Annotated in this window: 17 protein-coding genes and 1 riboswitch; of the genes, 9 read left to right on the top strand and 8 right to left on the bottom strand. The window is 71.4% G+C overall.

Going from position 1 to position 16,989, the window contains the following annotated elements; all coding sequences use genetic code 11:
* Positions 1 to 161 precede the first annotated feature (161 nt).
* From AB0K12_RS06685 to AB0K12_RS06650, 8 genes are all read left to right on the top strand, one after another.
* On the top strand, positions 162 to 437 hold the full coding sequence (locus AB0K12_RS06685) for a hypothetical protein (protein ID WP_345386706.1): 276 nt from the start codon (positions 162 to 164) through the stop codon (positions 435 to 437).
* An 18-nt stretch (positions 438 to 455) separates the two neighbouring features.
* Positions 456 to 2,276 (top strand): glutamine--fructose-6-phosphate transaminase (isomerizing), encoded by a 1,821-nt coding sequence (gene glmS, locus AB0K12_RS06680; protein WP_364556228.1) that lies wholly within the window; start codon positions 456 to 458, stop codon positions 2,274 to 2,276.
* A gap of 58 nt (positions 2,277 to 2,334) precedes the next feature.
* Positions 2,335 to 3,093, top strand: a complete 759-nt coding sequence (locus tag AB0K12_RS06675) for an SAM-dependent methyltransferase (protein ID WP_364556226.1) — start codon at positions 2,335 to 2,337, stop codon at positions 3,091 to 3,093.
* 97 nt (positions 3,094 to 3,190) lie between these two features.
* Positions 3,191 to 4,147, top strand: coding sequence for a tripartite tricarboxylate transporter substrate-binding protein (locus tag AB0K12_RS06670; protein ID WP_364556224.1), 957 nt, complete (start codon positions 3,191 to 3,193; stop codon positions 4,145 to 4,147).
* 4 nt (positions 4,148 to 4,151) lie between these two features.
* Positions 4,152 to 4,356, top strand: a riboswitch (cobalamin riboswitch).
* Positions 4,357 to 4,461: 105 nt separating this feature from the next.
* Complete coding sequence (locus AB0K12_RS06665; protein WP_364556221.1) at positions 4,462 to 6,621, top strand: ribonucleoside-diphosphate reductase subunit alpha; 2,160 nt, start codon at positions 4,462 to 4,464, stop codon at positions 6,619 to 6,621.
* A gap of 14 nt (positions 6,622 to 6,635) precedes the next feature.
* Positions 6,636 to 7,631, top strand: coding sequence for a ribonucleotide-diphosphate reductase subunit beta (locus AB0K12_RS06660; RefSeq protein ID WP_364556219.1), 996 nt, complete (start codon positions 6,636 to 6,638; stop codon positions 7,629 to 7,631).
* 19 nt (positions 7,632 to 7,650) lie between these two features.
* Entirely contained in the window at positions 7,651 to 8,712 is a 1,062-nt protein-coding gene (locus AB0K12_RS06655) for a mechanosensitive ion channel domain-containing protein (RefSeq protein ID WP_345386694.1), read from the top strand.
* A gap of 251 nt (positions 8,713 to 8,963) precedes the next feature.
* A complete protein-coding gene (locus AB0K12_RS06650) occupies positions 8,964 to 9,428 on the top strand; it encodes a TspO/MBR family protein (protein WP_364556216.1) in 465 nt (154 codons plus the stop codon).
* Position 9,429: 1 nt separating this feature from the next.
* Here the strand turns inward: AB0K12_RS06650 and AB0K12_RS06645 are convergent, their stop codons facing one another.
* The 5 genes from AB0K12_RS06645 to AB0K12_RS06625 form a co-directional block, all read right to left on the bottom strand.
* The gene (locus tag AB0K12_RS06645) at positions 9,430 to 10,413 is read right to left on the bottom strand and encodes a DUF2804 domain-containing protein (protein ID WP_364556214.1); all 984 of its coding nucleotides are present in this window, start codon (positions 10,411 to 10,413) and stop codon (positions 9,430 to 9,432) included.
* 70 nt (positions 10,414 to 10,483) lie between these two features.
* Positions 10,484 to 11,395 (bottom strand): CPBP family intramembrane glutamic endopeptidase, encoded by a 912-nt coding sequence (locus AB0K12_RS06640; RefSeq protein ID WP_364556212.1) that lies wholly within the window; start codon positions 11,393 to 11,395, stop codon positions 10,484 to 10,486.
* Between the two features lie 190 nt (positions 11,396 to 11,585).
* Positions 11,586 to 11,825 (bottom strand): hypothetical protein, encoded by a 240-nt coding sequence (locus AB0K12_RS06635; protein ID WP_364556210.1) that lies wholly within the window; start codon positions 11,823 to 11,825, stop codon positions 11,586 to 11,588.
* A gap of 18 nt (positions 11,826 to 11,843) precedes the next feature.
* Complete coding sequence (locus AB0K12_RS06630) at positions 11,844 to 12,587, bottom strand: SDR family oxidoreductase (protein ID WP_364556209.1); 744 nt, start codon at positions 12,585 to 12,587, stop codon at positions 11,844 to 11,846.
* 109 nt (positions 12,588 to 12,696) lie between these two features.
* Positions 12,697 to 13,653, bottom strand: a complete 957-nt coding sequence (locus AB0K12_RS06625) for a zinc-binding dehydrogenase (protein WP_364556207.1) — start codon at positions 13,651 to 13,653, stop codon at positions 12,697 to 12,699.
* Positions 13,654 to 13,824: 171 nt separating this feature from the next.
* Here AB0K12_RS06625 and AB0K12_RS06620 point away from each other — a divergent pair, with 171 nt between their 5' ends.
* Positions 13,825 to 14,352, top strand: coding sequence for a GNAT family protein (locus AB0K12_RS06620; protein WP_355427313.1), 528 nt, complete (start codon positions 13,825 to 13,827; stop codon positions 14,350 to 14,352).
* Here AB0K12_RS06620 and AB0K12_RS06615 read toward each other — a convergent pair.
* The 3 genes from AB0K12_RS06615 to AB0K12_RS06605 are packed head-to-tail and all read right to left on the bottom strand — an operon-like array spanning position 14,313 to position 16,978.
* Positions 14,313 to 15,272, bottom strand: coding sequence for a serine hydrolase domain-containing protein (locus AB0K12_RS06615; protein WP_364556205.1), 960 nt, complete (start codon positions 15,270 to 15,272; stop codon positions 14,313 to 14,315). The two genes, AB0K12_RS06620 and AB0K12_RS06615, sit on opposite strands and share 40 nt — an antisense overlap.
* Positions 15,273 to 15,318: 46 nt before the next feature.
* Positions 15,319 to 15,858: a TIGR00730 family Rossman fold protein gene (locus AB0K12_RS06610; RefSeq protein WP_364556203.1), complete on the bottom strand. Its 540-nt coding sequence runs from the start codon at positions 15,856 to 15,858 to the stop codon at positions 15,319 to 15,321.
* Between the two features lie 10 nt (positions 15,859 to 15,868).
* The gene (locus AB0K12_RS06605) at positions 15,869 to 16,978 is read right to left on the bottom strand and encodes a zinc-binding dehydrogenase (RefSeq protein ID WP_364556201.1); all 1,110 of its coding nucleotides are present in this window, start codon (positions 16,976 to 16,978) and stop codon (positions 15,869 to 15,871) included.
* Positions 16,979 to 16,989: the final 11 nt, after the last annotated feature.

The raw sequence follows: 16,989 nt of genomic DNA, 5'->3' as shown, positions 1-16,989 counted from the left end.
GTTCCCAGAAAGGGATGTGTCAGGCGGGTCGGATGATACGCATGTGATCGGTCGTGAACACGGCATCCCGATCAGCGAAGCGGTGCCATTGAGCGCATTTCCTGCCCGATATCGGGCAGGATGTTGGCGTGTCTCGCTCCAGAGCCGTAGGGTCCTCGTCTGTGTCCACGGCACGGCATCCGTACGAAGACCTCATCGCGCACCTCACGCGGACGAGCCCGCTCGGTCCAGGCGAGGCCGCCCGCGTGGTCGCCGACGTGCTCGCCTACTTCTCCGAGCCCGCCGAGGAGTTCGTCAGGCGGCGGCACGGCGAGCTCAAGGCGCGCGGCCTGACCAACGACGAGATCTTCCCCCGGATCGCCTCCGAGTTACGGAGCCGCAGGGTCGCGGCTCCGGAGCTGTCGCTCAGGCAGCTCCGCAGAATCGTCTACGGATGAGATGAAGAGGAGACCTCGATGTGCGGAATCGTGGCCTATGTCGGCCCCAAGGACGCCGCGCCCATCCTGCTGGAGGGGCTGCAGCGGCTGGAATACCGGGGCTACGACTCGGCCGGGGTCGTGGTGTCCAACAAAGGGCTGAAGGTACGCAAGGTCAAGGGCCGGGTCGCCGACCTGGCGAAGGTGGTGCCGGCGCGGTTCAAGGGCAGCCTCGGCATCGGCCACACCCGCTGGGCCACCCACGGCGTGCCGAGTGACGTCAACGCCCACCCCCACCTGTCGGCCGACGAGCGCATCGCCGTCGTCCACAACGGCATCATCGAGAACGCCGCCGAGTTGCGCGCCAAGCTGGAGGCCGACGGCGTGGTGTTCGCGTCGGAGACCGACACCGAGGTGCTGGCCCACCTGATCGCCAACGCCGCGGACGAGAACGACACGCTGGAAGAAGCCGTCAGGAAGACGCTCAAGAGCGTCGTCGGCACGTACGGCATCGCGGTGATCGACGCCGAGCGGCCCGGCGAGGTGGTCGTGGCCCGCAACGGCAGCCCGATCGTGCTCGGCATCGGCGAGAAGGAGATGTTCGCCGCCTCCGACGTCGCCGCGCTGGTCCGCTACACCCGCCAGGTCGTGCACCTGGAGGACGGCGAGCTGGCCGTGCTCAAGGCCGACGGCTTCCACACCTTCTCCAGCGACGCGCGCGAGACGGCCAAGGAGCCACTGACCGTCGACTGGGACGCCGGTCACTACGACACCGGGGGCTACGAGCACTACCTGCTCAAGGAGATCTCCGAGCAGCCCGAGACGATCACCCGTACGATGAGCGGCCGGCTCGACGAGCGTTTCCACGTGGCCCACCTGGGCGGGCTCAACATGGACGCCCGCGAGACGCGCGGCTTCCGCCGGGTGAAGATCATCGGATGCGGGTCGGCGTACTACTCGGGGCAGATCGGGGCGCAGCTCATCGAGGAGCTGGCGCGCATCCCGTCCGACGCCGAGCCGGCCAGCGAGTTCCGCTACCGCAACCCCGTGGTCGACCCCGACACCCTCTACGTCGCGATCAGCCAGTCCGGCGAGACCTACGACACGCTCGCCGCCGTGCAGGAGCTCAAGCGCAAGGGCGGCCGGGTCATCGGCATCGTCAACGCCGTCGGCAGCGCCATCGCCCGCGAGGTGGACGGCGGCATCTACCTGCACGCGGGGCCCGAGGTCTCGGTGGCATCGACGAAGGCGTTCACCTCGACGTGCCTGGCCTTCGCGCTGCTCGCGCTGCACCTCGGCCGGGTGCGCGACCTGTCGCCCGCCGACGGCCGCCGCATCGTCGAGGGCCTGCGCCGGCTGCCCGGCCAGATCGAGCAGATCCTCGGGCAGAGCGACCGCATCGCCGAGCTGGCCAAGAAGTACGCCCCGCACCCGAGCATGATGTTCGTCGGGCGCGTGCGCGGCTACCCGGTGGCCCGCGAGGGCGCGCAGAAGCTCAAGGAGATCTCGTACGTGCACGCCGAGGCGTATCCGGCCAGCGAGCTCAAGCACGGGCCGCTCGCGCTGATCGGCCCCGACATGCCGACGGTCGCGATCGTCCCCGACGACGAGCTGCTCGACAAGAACCTCACCACGCTCGGCGAGATCCGCGCCCGAGGCGGTCAGGTGCTCATGGTCGGCCACCGCGAGCCCGACGCCAAGCTGGCCGACGACGTGATCGTGCTCCCGAAGAACGAGATCGAGCTCGACCCGATCCTGCTGACGATCCCGCTGCAGCTCCTGGCCTACTACGCGGCCGTGGCGCTGGGCCGCGACGTTGACAAGCCACGCAATCTCGCCAAGAGCGTTACGGTTGAGTAGCTAATCCAAATTCGCCCAGACTATCGTTATCTCGGCGCGGAACGCATAAATTCAAAGGGTGCGGCAGTTCGACCATCGCAGGCCCCATCCCGCACGCATGTATGACTACATGCTCGGCGGGAAGGACAACTTCGCGGTCGATCGCCAGGCCCTCGATCAGCTCGCCGAGCTGATCCCGGAGGCGGTCCCGCTGGCCCGCGCGAACCGGGCCTTCCTTCAGCGTGCCGTGCGCTACGTCGCCCGCGCCGGGGTCGACCAGTTCCTCGACCTCGGCAGCGGCCTGCCCACGCAGGGCAGCGCGCACGAGGTGGCCCCGGACGCCAAGGTCGTCTACGTCGACAGCGATCCGGTGGTGGGGGCGCACGCGGCGGTCCTGCTCAGGCGCACTCCCGGCCGGGCCAGGTTCGTCCAGGCCGACCTGCTCGACACCGAGGACGTGCTGGCCGGCGCGGGGGAGTTCCTCGACTTCGAGCGGCCGGTCGGCGTGCTGCTGGTGTCGATCCTGCACTTCCTGCCCGACTCCGACGATCCGCAGGGCGCGGTGGCGGCGCTGCGCGAGCGGCTGGCGCCGGGAAGTTTCCTGGTCGTCTCGCACGCCACGACCTCTCGCGGCGAGGACGACGAGCCGCCGCGGGGCCGCGCGGGCAGCGGGACGGATCGCTCGCCGGCGCGCATCAGGGCGTTCTTCGGCGACTTCCCGATGGAGCCGCCGGGGCTGGTGCAGGCGACGGACTGGCGGCCGGACCGGCCCAAACTGGTGGGTGACTGGTCGCTCCCTTCGTCCCTTATGGCCGGAGTCGCCCGTAAAGCCGAATAAGCCCGAAAATCAAGAAAAAGCGCAACATATATCGATTTTGAATAGCGACCATGACCCCGGTGTATAGCCTGCCGTAATGGGTTAATAACCTAGAGTAATGGGGGTTTCGGGGGAGAAGCACATGCGCCGGCGGCGCTTTCTGGCCTGCGGGCTGGGAGTGGCCGCCGCCATCGCGGGCTGCGGCACGGAGCGGGCCGGCGGGCACGTGCCGATCACCGGGTTCACCCTCAAGCCGGACGGGCGGCGCTGGGAGCGGGTCGGGCAGGCGTTCGCGGGAGCGGCCCTCGCCGTCGGGTACGAGCCGGGCGGCGGCTTCGAGCTGGCCCTGAGCGGCCTGCCCGCGCTGGCCGCGGCCGAGCTGAACAACGGCCAGAGCATCATCGACACCGCCACCCCGCTCGCCAGGCTCAGCGGCGAGGCGCTGGTCGTGGTCGTCCCCGACTCCTCTCCGCTGAAGGACTTCGGCGACTTCGGCGCCCGGCTGCTGGCCGATCCAGGCCACACGATGCTGGCGGGCGGGTCACAGGGCGAGCCCGACCACCTGCTGTTCGGCCTGATCGCGCGGGCGCTCGGCGCCGACACCCGGCAGGTCGACTACACCAGCGGCCCCGAGGCCGTGGCCGCGCTGCTGTCCGGCAGGGCCGTGGCCGCCGCCGGGCCGCTGTCCGACTGGCGGCCGGGGCTCAAACGCGGGCGGATCAGGCCGCTCGCGGTCTCCTCGGCCGTCCGCGTGCCGGAGCTGGACGCGCCGACCCTGCTGGAGTGCGGCGTGCGGGTCGACTTCGCCGAGTGGGTGGGCGCGTTCGGGCCCGAGGACATGGACGAGGAGAGCCGCGAGGCGGCCGTGCGCCTGTGCGAGGAGGTGCTCGGCTCCGCCGCGTGGGAGGCCGCCTGCCGGGCCGCGGGCTGGCTGCCGATCCCGCTCGCGGGCGACGACTTCGCCCACTGGCTGGACACCGAGCTGGCTCGCACCCGCGCCGTGTTGCGGGATCTCGGCATGGTCGACACGACCAAAGCCACAACATGCTGGGGTAGTTGCGGGAACGGCCACTAGATGTAGGATCTCGGTCGTCGCTGGTTCGCCTCCTCGGAGGCGGAGCAAAAGGGAACCTGGTGCGATTCCGGGGCTGCCCCGCAGCGGTGAGCGGGAACGACCGCCGTCATGGAGCACTGGAGAGATCCGGGAAGCGACGGCCAGTAGGAGCTCCACGGAGGTGGAGCGGCCCGCGAGCCCGAAGACCTGCCAGCGGTGTGCAGTGTTCATGGCCTCGAGGGCGGGTCTGGCACACGCGGTCCGGCGCGCCTCGCGCCGCGCTCCGCCGTGCTCTCGCCTGCCCTCATGGGGAAGCTCGCGAGGAGAGAAAGCACGTGACCCAGATCGTTGAGGTTGACCGCCGCCTGGCCATCGAGGAGGCCGCCGCCCGGGTGATCGCCGATCCGGCCAACTCCCGGGTCGCCGCCCGGCTGCTGGCCGAGGAGATCGCCGACGAGGCGGCCGGGCACGGCGTGCGGACGTTCTCCGAGTCGATCGCCGCCACCCACGCGGCCGGGCTCGTCCAGGACCGCCTCGCCGCGTTCGTCGCCGCACACGCGGCCGAGCTGGACGCGCTGATCTCGGACGCGGCGGACGACCGGTTCGAGTACTTCGGGCTGCGCACGGTCTACGACCGCTACCTGCTGCGCCACCCCGAGACGCGCGCCGTGCTGGAGCGGCCCCAGCACTTCTTCCTGCGGGTGGCCTGCGGGCTGTCGGAGACCGTGGCCGAGGCGGCCGAGCTGTACGCGCTCATGTCCACGCTGTCGTACCTGCCCAGCTCGCCCACGCTGTTCAACTCCGGCTCGCGCCGCCCGCAGCTGTCGTCCTGCTTCCTGCTCGACTCGCCCCGCGACGAGCTGGAGGCCATCTACGACCGCTACGGCCAGGTGGCGCGGCTGTCGAAGTACGCCGGCGGCATCGGCATCGCGTGGACCAGGGTGCGTTCGCGCGGCTCGCTGATCAGGGGCACCAACGGCCACTCCAACGGCATCGTGCCGTGGCTGCGCACGCTCGACTCCTCGGTGGCGGCGGTCAACCAGGGCGGCCGGCGCAAGGGCGCGGCCTGCGTCTACCTGGAGACCTGGCACGCCGACATCGAGGAGTTCCTGGAGCTGCGCGACAACACCGGCGAGGACGCCCGCCGCACCCACAACCTCAACCTGGCCAACTGGGTGCCCGACGAGTTCATGCGCCGGGTCGAGGCGGACGAGATGTGGTCGCTGTTCGACCCGAAGGAGGTGCCCGACCTCACCGACCTGTACGGATCGGCGTTCGAAGCGAGATATCGCGCTTACGAGGCCGCCGGGCGATATGTCCGGCAGATTCCGGCCCGCACCCTCTACGGCCGCATGATGCGCACCCTCGCCCAGACCGGCAACGGCTGGATGACGTTCAAGGACGCCGCCAACCGCACCTCCAACCAGACCGCCCGCCCCGAGAACGTCATCCACCTGTCCAACCTGTGCACCGAGATCCTGGAGGTCACCAGCGACGCCGAGACCGCGGTGTGCAACCTCGGCTCGGTCAACCTGGCCGCCCACGTCTCCGGCGACGACCTGGACTGGGAACGGCTGCGCCGCACCGTGCGCACCGCCGTGCGCTTCCTCGACCGCACCATCGACCTCGGCTTCTACCCGACGCCGCAGGCCGAGGCGGCCAACAAGCGGTGGCGGCCGATCGGGCTCGGCGTGATGGGCCTGGCCGACGTGTTCTTCACGCTGCGGCTGCCGTTCGACTCGCCGCGGGCGCTTGAGCTGTCCACCCGGATCGCCGAGGAGATCGCGCTGGCCGCGTACGACACCTCGGCCGACCTCGCGGCCGAGCGCGGCAGGCACCCGTCGTACGACGAGACCAGGGCGGCCGGGGGAGTGCTGCACCCCGACCACTACGGCGCCGCCACCGGACCCCGCTGGGACGCGCTGCGCGCGAAGATCGCCACGACCGGCCTGCGCAACTCGCTCATGGTCGCCATCGCCCCGACCGCCACGATCGCCTCGATCGCCGGCTGCTACGAGTGCATCGAGCCGCAGGTGTCCAACGTGTTCAAGCGCGAGACCCTGTCGGGCGAGTTCCTTCAGGTCAACCGCTACCTGGTGGCCGACCTGCAGGCGCGCGGGCTGTGGACGGCGGCGCTGCGCGACGACCTCAAGCGGGCCGACGGCTCGGTGCAGCAGGTGCCCGGCGTGCCCGACGACCTCAAGCTGCTCTACCGCACGGCCTGGGAGCTGCCGCAGAAGGCGCTGATCGACCTGGCCGCCGCGCGGCAGCCGTACATCGACCAGTCGCAGTCGCTCAACCTGTTCATGGCCAGCCCGACCATCGGCAAGCTCTCCTCGATGTACGCCTACGCCTGGAAGAAGGGCCTGAAGACCACCTATTACCTGCGCTCGCGGCCCGCGACGCGCATCGCGCAGACCACGGTCGCCGCGCCTGCGGCGCAGGCGGTGGCCTGCTCGCTGGAGAACCCGGAAACCTGCGAAGCCTGCCAGTAAGGAGCCCCCGCGACATGCTGCTCGACCCCGGCATGGACCTCACCCTGAGGCCCATGCGCTACCCCGACTTCTACGAGCGCTACCGCGCCGCGATCCGCAACACCTGGACGGTCGAGGAGGCGGACCTGCACTCCGACCTCGCCGACCTGGCGAGGATGACGCCGCAGGAGCGGCACCTCATCAACCGGCTGGTCGCCTTCTTCGCCACCGGCGACTCGATCGTGGCCAACAACCTCGTGCTCAACCTCTACCAGCACGTCAACGCCCCCGAGGCGCGCCTGTACCTGAGCAGGCAGCTCTTCGAGGAGGCCGTGCACGTGCAGTTCTACCTGACGCTGCTCGACACCTACCTGCCCGACCCGGACGAGCGGGTCAAGGCGTTCGCCGCGATCGAGCACATCCCGTCGATCCGCGACAAGGCGGAGTTCTGCTTCAAGTGGATCGACTCGATCGGCGGCCTGCAGCGGCTGGAGACGGCCGCCGAGCGCCGCCAGTTCCTGCTGAACCTCATCTGCTTCGCCGCCTGCATCGAGGGCCTGTTCTTCTACGGCGCCTTCGCCTACGTCTACTGGTTCCGCTCGCGCGGGCTGCTCGGCGGCCTGGCCACCGGGACGAACTGGGTGTTCAGGGACGAGTCCATGCACATGGAGTTCGCCTTCAGCGTGGTGGACACCGTACGGGCCGAGGAGCCCGAGCTGTTCGACGACGAGCTGGGCAAGCAGGTCACCGAGATGCTGGAGGAGGCCGTGGCCGCCGAGCTGGCCTTCGCCGCCGACCTGTGCGGCGACGGCATGCCAGGCATGAGCGTGAGCCAGATGCGCCAATATCTTGAGTACGTCGCCGACCAGCGGCTCGCCCGGCTCGGCCTGCCCCGCAGGTACGGCTCGGCCAACCCCTTCGCGTTCATGGAGCTGCAGGACGTGCAGGAGCTGGCCAACTTCTTCGAACGGCGTGTCTCTGCGTACCAGGTGGCGGTTGAGGGCAATGTGAGTTTTGACGAGACGTTCTAAGACATAGGGGGCAAGAAACGTGCAGTCTCCAGCGGACTGGCCGATCCTTTTGATCTCGGTGGTCGGCTCGATCCTCCTGGTGGAAGTGGCCCGGCGCCTGCTCAACAGGGCCGGCCGCAAGTGGGCACTGGCCCAGCACCTCGTGGAGCACTGCACGTGGCCCGCCTTCCTGACGGCCGCGATCGTCGCGTTCAACCTCGTGTTCGGGCCCGGCATGTTCGGCGACTCGCCCTCCGAGCGGGCCCTCGGCGCGACCGTGCAACAGGCGCTCGGCCTCGTCACCATCGCCGTGGTCACCTGGCTCATCGTGCAGGCCGCGTACGCGCTGACCGACGTCATCCTCGACCGGCTCGTGCAGGTCGAGGGCGAGCGCAACCGGCGGGCCCGGCGCATCATGACGCAGATCGGGCTGGTGCGCCGCATCGCCGCCGCCGTCGTCATCGTCATCGCCCTCGGCGCGATGCTCTTCTCCTTCCCCCAGGTGCGGGCGCTCGGCGCCGGGCTGCTCGCCTCGGCCGGCATCGCGGGCGCCGTCGTCGGCATCGCCGCCCAGTCCACCATCGGCAACGTGCTGGCCGGGCTGCAGCTCGCCTTCAGCGACGCGCTGCGGCTGGACGACGTGGTCGTGGTGCAGAAGGAGTGGGGGCGCATCGAGGAGCTGACGCTGACGTACGTCGTGCTCAGGCTCTGGGACGAGCGCCGCCTGGTGCTGCCGGTCTCGTACTTCACCCAGAACCCGTTCGAGAACTGGACCCGCCACGGCAGCCGCGTGCTCGCCGTGGTGTACCTGCGGGTGGACTGGTCGGTGCCGGTGCCCAAGCTGCGTGAGGCCCTCTACGCCTTCCTCCAGGAGAACCCGCTGTGGGACCAGAAGGACTGGACGCTCCAGGTCACCGAGGTGCTGCCGAACGGACTGGTCGAGCTGCGGGCCCTGATGAGCGCCGCCGACTCGCCGTCGTCGTGGGACCTCAAGTGCGACGTGCGCGAGTTCCTCGTCAACTACGTCAGGGAGAACTTCCCCGAGTCGCTGCCGCGCTTCCGCGTGGAGACGCCGGAGAGCCGCGCCGGCGCCGGCGAATGACGCCCGCGAATATTCGGTGGCCGGGGCGACGAACGCCTGCCTATCGTGGAGATCGTCCAGCGTTGATCAGCTGTCTTCGCCCGGACGCGCGGCCCTGAAAGAAGAGGGCCGCCGGGCCACGGCCTGGCCGGTGGGAATGGCGACCCCCGGCCGGACCCCGCCCTCGCCCCGGGCCGGTTGACGCCGGCCGGGCCCGGGGCCCAGCCTCGACGGCGCGCGTCGAAGGGCGCCGGCGGGGCAGGGGCAACGCCATGAAAGGCAAAGTCCTCCTGAAGACCGCACTCGCGGTGACGGCGACCGCCGTCGCCGGCTCGCTTGGCACCGACCCGCGCTCCACCTGGTACCAACGGCTGAAGAAGCCGTCGTGGCAGCCGCCGCCCCAGGCGTTCCCGCTGGTCTGGACCCCGGTGTACGGACTCATCACGTACGCGGGCGCCCGTGCCGTCTCCCAGACCGGCCCCGAGCGCAGCCAGGCGTTCAAGCGGGCGCTGACCGCGAACCTGCTGCTCAACGCGGCCTGGCCGGCGCTGTTCTTCCGTACCCGCACCCCGAAGCTGGCGCTCGCCGAGATCCTCGTGCTCAACGCCTCCAACGCGCTGCTCATCCGCCGGACCTGGCCGGCCGACCGGCGCGCCGCGCTGGCCCTGCTGCCGTACGCGGGATGGACGGTCTTCGCCACCGCGCTCAACACCGCCATCGCCCGCCGCAACCCCTGACTCACCAGCGCTGGCGGGCCTCCTCCGCCCAGCCGGTCAGGCCGCCGAGATCGACCCAGGCGCCGTCGTCGGCCCGCGCCCGGCCGCTGAAGTGCCCGAAGCACTGGTGCGTCTCCGACCCCACCACGCCCAGCTCCGTGCGGGCGACCCGCTCGTGGAACGGCGTGAGCACCGCCTGCACCCGTTCTCCGGTGATGCGCCACGGCTTCGTCCAGTCGCCGCGGTCGTAGTGCCAGGCGAGCTCCTCGCCGATCTTGTGCAGTCTCCCGTCCACGAACAGGGCGTTCTCCGTCATCCCGGTGCCGTCGGTCCACTTGCCGCCGAGCTGGATCGCCCGTCCGGGCGCGCTGCCCGCCGCCCAGTTCCACACCGCGCGGTACGGCCAGCGCCCCCGCCCGTGGTCGAGCACCGCGAACGCCTCGCTCCCGCCGATCTCGTACGTGGCCGCGCCGAGCCTGAGCCGGCCGCGTACGGGACGGCCGACGTCCTTGACCGTGTACTGGAAACGCCGCGGCCCCCACGGCACCACCACGCCCAGCGACTCGTGCCCCTCGGGCAGCGGCACCTCCAGCTCCACCTCGGCCTGCGCGGTCACCGCCCTGATCGTGCTGCCGCCCGGCTCCTGCGCCAGGTCGACGGCCAGCCCGGCCGCGCGGGCCGACACCCGGCCCGTGCCGCTGCGCTCCGGCAGGACCGTCCCGCGCGCGAGCGGCGCCACCACGTCCTTGGCGTGCTCCTCGCCGGTCGCGCGGTCGAGCACGTACAGGCCGTGCACGCCCGCGTAGTCGAGCGAGGACACCACCAGGCCGATCACGTGCGAGGGGGTGACCACTCCCCAGTACTCCCAGCGCTTGGTCCTGCCCCAGCCGCGCAGGTTGGCGCGGTGCAGCGGGCGGCGCGTCCAGCCGACCGCGTGGGGGTCGAGCCGCCCGTCCGGCAGGCACAGGTCGACGGCCGTCGTGATCTCCCGCTCGTGCGTCACCATGATCGCAGCGTACGCGGGCGGGCGCGGCAGCCCCATCCGGCTGCCGCGCCCGCCCGGCGGTGCTGCGATCTCAGTGCTGCTGTTCGGCCTCCGGGCGGTAGCCGAGCTTGCCGCGCGTGGCGATCAGCACCACCAGGGCCCCGCCCAGACCGGCGAGCAGGGTGACCATGCTCGCGCTGTCGGGGTCGGTGATCGAGGGGAACATGTCGGAGTAGATGATCGACATGAAGTTGTTGGCGCTGACGTGCAGCACGATCACCAGGGGCAGGCTCTGGCCGCTGCGGTTGAACACCCAGGTGATGACGAAGCTGAAGGCGCTGGCGAAGATGACGAAGATGCCGATCCGCTGCCAGGTGACGTCCGGGTAGCCGCCCCACTCGGTGAGGTAGAGGGGCAGGTGCCACACGCCCCACAGCGGGCCGAGGACGGCGGTGGCGCGCAGCGGGCCGTACCTGCGCTGCATGCGGGCCAGCGCGAAGTCACGCCAGCCGGGCTCCTCGGCCAGACCCGTGGTGATCATCTGGAGCAGCAGGCCCGGGATGTACGCGACGAGCAGCACCATGGGCGGCACCTGCGCGGCGCCGTCGGAGACGGCCAGGGAGGCGACGATGAGGGCGGCGGGCACGCCCAGGGCGGCGCCCGCGTACCAGCCCCAGTGCACCCGCCACTTCGTCATGCGGCCGATCCAGCGGCGCACGCCCTCCTTGCCCTCGGTCAGCCGGGTCACCAGGTAGGCGGAGAAGATCGGGCCGAGGTAGGCGCCGGGCAGCACTCCGGCGAGCTGGGTCGTGCCGAGCAGGGCGGGGAAGTCGAAGTCCCAGACGCCCATGCCCTGGTTGGAGAGCGCGTACGGCAGCCATGCGACCCAGCTCAGCAGGTTGGCCAGGACGAAGTAGCCGGTCAGCGGGTAGCGGCGGATGAGCCCGCCCAGCCCGCCCTGGCGCGGCGGGGCCTGGAGACCGGGGGTGCTGTCGACAGCCATGTCTGTGAAATCCCTTGGGGAGGTGTGCTTGACGGACAGGACAAGCACACCAGCGGGGACCCTCTCCCGTCGTTCCCGCGTACGCCCCAATGGTGGTACAGCCAGAGGTACCGTTTCCTGACACGCGCCGTGACCGCCGGGCAGGCTCGCGCCCGCCCCCGGGCCGGCCTGGCGCCGCGGCACCTGACGGTCAGGTGGCGTCGTCCGGGGACTCGTCCTGAAGGAGGAGGTCCTCCAGGACCTCGACCGCGTCGCGGACGCCGCGCAGGCCGACTGCCGCGCGCTCGGCGTCCGCGGGGTCGAACAGCCACTCCTCGATCGGCAGGCGTTCCTCCTGCTCGGGATGGCTCGCCGCGACCTCGATCAGCTCGAGGTCGACCTCGGCGTGCAGCTCGTACAGGAACTCGCCCTCGCCGTCCTGGCCGTTCATCGCTTTTTCCTCCCCGGCCTAGCGGGCGGCCCAGTCGCGGTAGTGGATCTCGCCGAGCGCCGCCTCGCCGAGCGGGACCAGCGAGAGCTCCTCCAGTTCGCTGCCGAAGTAGCGGGCGTGCGGGTCGGTGACCACCTCGCGGGTGTCGCCCATCCCGGCCAGCGCTTGGCGGAAGAACTCGTCCATCCGGTACCGGTCGGGCCCGGCGATCTCGATCCGCCCGTTGACCGGCGCCCCGACGGCGGTCCTGCCGACGGCCGCCGCGACGTCGTCGCCCGCCATGGGCTGGAACTGCACGGGCGCGATGTGGGCGCGGCCGTCGTCGCGGGTGGCCTCGTCCGCGATGCCCTTCGTGAACTCGAAGAACTGCGTCGCGTGCACCAGCGAGAACGGGATGCCCGACTTCTCGATGAGCTGCTCCTGAGCGATCTTGGCGCGGAAGTAGCCGTTGTCCGGCAGCCGCTCCGTGCCGACGATCGAGACCGCCACGTGGTGCCCGACGCCCGCCTCCGCCTCGGCGGCGAGCAGGTTACGGGTGGAGGTCTCGAAGAAGGCCAGCACGGCGGCGGGCTCGAACGACGGCGAGTTCGACACGTCCACGACCACCTGAGCCCCGCGCAGCACCTCGGCCAGCCCCTCTCCGGTGAGGGTGTTGACGCCGGTGTTCGGCGAGGCCGCCACGGCTTCGTGGCCGTGCTCGCGCAGCTTGGCCACGAGCTTCGAGCCGATCAGGCCCGTTCCGCCGATGACGACGATCTTCATGCGGTTCCCTTTCGTCCTGCCGGCGGCTCCTCATGCCGTCCGGTCGCCAGCTAAGACAGGGTGGGACGCGCCCCTGTGACAGGAACCCGGAGAAATCTTCGGTGAAGAGTCAGCTCTTCGCGGGCGTGAGCACGATCCGGCCGAACACCTCGCCCGCGTCCATCGCGCGGTGCGCGCGTACCGCCTCCTCCAGGGGCAGCCGCTCGTGCACCACGGGGGTCAGCTCGCCGCGGCTCGCGGCGGCGAACTGCTCGCCGGTCAGGCGGAGCCGGTCGGCCTCCGGCACCGTGTTCGCGCTGAAGGTGGCGAACGACAGCGACCGCTGGAACGCCGCGAACATCTCCATGCCGAAGTCCGCCGGCGGCATGCCCGCCACCGCGCCGACCGCCACCATGCGTCCGTTGGGGTTGAGCCTGGCGAAGAACGCGGGCAGACCGGGGCCGGCGGCGACGTCGATGACGACGTCGAAGCCCGCGGGACCGTCCCCCTCGCCCGAGCGGTCGAGCACGTGCGTCGCGCCCAGCCGGCGCAGGCGCTCGCCGCGTTCCGGCGACGACGTCGTGACCGCCACCGCGCTCGCGCCGGCCTGCGCGGCTAGCTGCACCGTCATGATGCCGAGGCTGCCCGCCGCGCCGCGCACCAGCACCGACTCGCCGGGCTCGAAACGGGCGTGCCGCAGGCCGAAGTGGGCCACCACGCCGGCGTTGCCGAGCGCCACGGCGTCCACGGCCGACAGGTCGCCGGGCAGGGCGTGCAGCGCCGTGACCGGGACGGCGGCCCGCTCGACGTAGCCGCCGCCCACCCCGGTGAACGCCCATACGCGCCGCCCCACCCAGGACGCTTCGGCGCCGGGCCCTGCCGCGGTCACGGTGCCCGCGATCTCGCCGCCGGGGATGTGACCCTTCTCGAAGCCGGGGGCGCCCTTGCGGATGAAGACGTCGGCGCCGGCGACCCCGGTCGCCTCGATCTCGACCAGCACCTCTCCCCGGCCGGGGCTCGGGTCGGGCAGCTCGACGACCGCCATGCCCTCGGGCGCGCCGAACTCCTGGATCACGACTGCTTTCACGGAACGCATCTCCTTCGTGTTTCGTCCTGCTGATTCGAACACTAGTGGACGATGACATTCCGCTTAGTCGAAGTGAGAGCGGCGGGCACGGGTTCGTCTCACAAGAAAATGCGTTGTCCTCCTCCCTGGCTGGTTGGTAGACCTGGCGTTTTCGAACAGGAGGGGGTGGCGATGCTCACCGGTGAGCTCGTCAGGCTGCGGGCGCTCGAGCCCGCCGACAGCGAGGCGCTGTGGCGGTGGTACCACGATCCCGAGGTCGGCAGGTGGATGGGCAGCGATCCGCCGATCTCGCTGGCCCAGAACATGGAGAAGGGGCAGAACCGGCCGCGCAACACGTACGAGCTGATGCAGCTCGGCATCGAGACCCTCCAGGAGCAGACGTTCATCGGGTACGTCGTGCTCGGCGACACCGACTTCGTGCACGGGGAGGCCGTCCTGCAGAGCGTCGCCATCGGCGAGCGCGACTTCAGGGGCGGCGGCTACGGCACCGACGCCGTGCGGGTGATCAGCCGGTACGCCTTCGAGGAGATGGGCCTGCACCGGCTGATGCTGTGGGTGGTGGCGGACAACGCCGCGGCGGTGCGGGCGTACCGGAAGGTCGGGTTCGTGGAGGAGGGGCGGCGGCGTGAGGCGTTCCGGTCGAGGGGGAAGCGCTACGACTACCTGATGATGGGGCTGCTGGAGGGCGAGCTGAGGTAGGCGTCCAGCAGGCCGTCCATCAGCGTGACCCGGCGTTCGGTGCGGTCGTCGAGGGCGACGAGGGCCAGCGTCAGGCCGGGCGCGGGCACACGGGCGTGCAGGGCGCGCAGCCCCGGCCAGCCGCCGCCGTGCCGGTAGACGCGGTGGCCCGCGTGTTCGCGTACGCCGACGCCCCAGGCGTAGTCGAGCGGCGTGCCGTCGTCGAGCCGCCCCGGTGTCTGGACGAGCCGCGCTATGCCTGGCTCGTCGGCGTTGAGCGCCTGGCCCCAGCACAGGAGGTCGGTGAGCGTGGTCCACACCCCGCCGTCGCCGAGGGAGAGTGGCGCGGGACCGGCGACCGGCGCGACGCTCCCTGGCCCGTCCGGCGCGGGAGAGGGGCCGGGCCAGTAGCGGGTACGCGTCATGCGCAGCGGCGCGAACAGCCGCTCACGGGCGAAAGCGGGCAGCGGTCGCCCGGCACAACGCTCCACCGCGACGGCCAGGCACACGTACCCGGCGTTGGAGTACGCGTACGCGGTGCCGGGGCGGCGGGGCAGAGAAGGGAAGTGGGCAAGCGCCCGGAGGACCCCCGCCGTGGTGTGGCCGGCGTCGATGTCGCGGTCGTCAGGCAGCCCCGCCGTGTGGTGGACGAGGTGCCGAAGCCGCACGTCGGACGCCCACGCGGGCAACTCGGGCAGCCAGCGCGACAGCGGCGCGTCCACGTCCAGCACACCGTCCTCGACCAGCAGCGCCGCGCACGCGGCGGTCAGCTGCTTGGACAGGGACGCGGCGTAGACGAGGGTCGTGGTGGTGACCGGATCGCCGGCGGCGGTCGTCCCCTGGGCCAGGAGGACGGGCGGCGCGTCACGCCGCGCGACGCCTACCACGAGCGGCTCGTCGGGACGGTAATCGGCGGCGGAGACCAGGGACGATAAGGACATGAACGTCATGGTCGCAGAGGCGGACGTGCTCGGAGGCCGGGGTGGTCTAGCGGGTCCCGGCCTGTTCCTCCAGGTACGCCAGCGCCCCGACGCCCTCCTCGGCGAAGAACACCAGCTCGGTGAGCGGCACGGGCAGGAAGCCCTCGGCCTCCATGCGCTGGAACTGCTCCCTGAGCCCGTCGTAGAAGCCGGCCGTGTTGAGCAGCACCACGGGCTTGGTGTGCAGGCCGTGCTTCTTCAGCTCAAGGATCTCGGTGGCCTCGTCGAGCGTGCCGCTGCCGCCCACCATGATGACGAAGGCGTCGGCGCGGGCCAGCAGCTGCGCCTTGCGCTCGGCCAGGTCGCGGGTGACCACCATCTCGTCGGCGCCGGGCCGCGCCAGATGGGCGAGGAACTCCACCGAGACGCCCACCAGCCGGCCGCCCGCCTCCTGCACGCCGTCGGCCACCACCTTCATCAGCCCGGAGTCGGAGCCGCCCCACACCAGCGTGTGGCCGCCCTTGCCGAGCAGGCCGGCGAACTCGCGGGCGGGCACGGTGTAGCGGTCGTCGAGGTCGGCGGCGGAGCAGAAGACGCAGATGTTCACGCCCGGCAGTCTACGGCCGCCCCGCCCGGGGGACGATCAGCGCTTTGACCACCCGCTGCGCGGCCACGTCCTCCAAGGCGCGCTGCGCGTCGCGCAGGTCGTACTCGCCGCTGACCAGGCTCGCCCACGGGAACAGGCGCTGGTAGCGGGCCAGCACCTGGACGCCGCGCCAGAGGTGTCCCGCGTCACTGCCCCAGCAGCCGCGCACGTCCAGGTGGCGGCGGTTGAGGTCGCGGTGCGGGTTGAACGTGGCGTCGCCGGTGTCGGTGTACTGGCCTGCCACGACGTACCGGCCGGCGTCGCGGGTCAGGCGCATGCCCTCGGGCACCGCCGCCGGCACGCCGGTCGCCTCGATGGTCACGTCGGCGCCCCGGCCGCCCGTCACGTCCCTGACCGTCTCCAGGCGCTCGTCCGGCGTCATGGCGTCGATGTCGAGCACGAGGTCGGCGCCGAGCCGGCCGGCCGCCTGCAGCCGCACCCGCGAGCCGCCGATCGCGATCACCTGCCCGGCTCCGCGCAGCTGCGCCAGCGCCATCGCGCACAGCCCGACCGGCCCGGTGCCCTGCACGATCACGGTGTCGCCGAACGCGATCTCGCCGAGCGTGGCCGCGTGCAGCGCGGTCGGCAGGCCGCAGCCGCCCGCCAGGAAGGCCCGCCAGTCGAGGTCGGGCGGCAGGGCCACCACGTGCACGCCGGGCTTGAGGTGGACGTACTCGGCCCAGCCGCCGAACAGGCCCTCGTCGGCGGGCATCGTCACCCCGTAGACCTTGCGCTCGGGGCAGCGGGTGGTGGCGTGCGCGACCGTGCAGTACCAGCACTGGCCGCAGGTGCCGTGCACGTCGTGGAAGGTGACCGTCTGGCCGATCTCCAGCGGCTCGCCCCAGATGTCGCGCGCCGGAGCCCCGGGTCCCAGCTCCGCCACCTTGCCCACGGAGATGTGCCCGGGGATGATCGGGTACGGCACGCCGGCCAGCCGCCCTTCCCACAGGTGCACGTCGGTGCCGCACACCTCGCTGCCGAGCGTCCTGAGCAGCACCGCCCCCGGCTCCAGGTCGGGCCGCTCGTACGCGCGCGGCTCCAGCGGGGCGCCAGGCCCCGGCATGACGACGGCCGAGATCATCTCCGGTCTCC

This window comes from Nonomuraea sp. NPDC049419 (assembly GCF_040676995.1).
Taxonomy (GTDB): Bacteria; Actinomycetota; Actinomycetes; order Streptosporangiales; family Streptosporangiaceae; genus Nonomuraea; species Nonomuraea salmonea.
Note: the sequence above shows the minus strand (reverse complement) of the source record. Positions and strands in the feature narration are given on the sequence as shown.

Bases quoted from the DNA above. Each gene is read 5' to 3' on its own strand.
- AB0K12_RS06660 (WP_364556219.1), top strand. From the start codon at position 6,636: ATGCTGCTCGACCCCGGCATGGACCTCACCCTGAGGCCCATGCGCTAC.
- AB0K12_RS06645 (WP_364556214.1), bottom strand. From the start codon at position 10,413: ATGGTGACGCACGAGCGGGAGATCACGACGGCCGTCGACCTGTGCCTG.
- glmS (WP_364556228.1), top strand. From the start codon at position 456: ATGTGCGGAATCGTGGCCTATGTCGGCCCCAAGGACGCCGCGCCCATC.
- AB0K12_RS06605 (WP_364556201.1), bottom strand. From the start codon at position 16,978: ATGATCTCGGCCGTCGTCATGCCGGGGCCTGGCGCCCCGCTGGAGCCG.
- AB0K12_RS06630 (WP_364556209.1), bottom strand. From the start codon at position 12,587: ATGAAGATCGTCGTCATCGGCGGAACGGGCCTGATCGGCTCGAAGCTC.
- AB0K12_RS06650 (WP_364556216.1), top strand. From the start codon at position 8,964: ATGAAAGGCAAAGTCCTCCTGAAGACCGCACTCGCGGTGACGGCGACC.
- AB0K12_RS06615 (WP_364556205.1), bottom strand. From the start codon at position 15,272: ATGTCCTTATCGTCCCTGGTCTCCGCCGCCGATTACCGTCCCGACGAG.
- AB0K12_RS06620 (WP_355427313.1), top strand. From the start codon at position 13,825: ATGCTCACCGGTGAGCTCGTCAGGCTGCGGGCGCTCGAGCCCGCCGAC.
- AB0K12_RS06640 (WP_364556212.1), bottom strand. From the start codon at position 11,395: ATGGCTGTCGACAGCACCCCCGGTCTCCAGGCCCCGCCGCGCCAGGGC.
- AB0K12_RS06670 (WP_364556224.1), top strand. From the start codon at position 3,191: ATGGGGGTTTCGGGGGAGAAGCACATGCGCCGGCGGCGCTTTCTGGCC.
- AB0K12_RS06635 (WP_364556210.1), bottom strand. From the start codon at position 11,825: ATGAACGGCCAGGACGGCGAGGGCGAGTTCCTGTACGAGCTGCACGCC.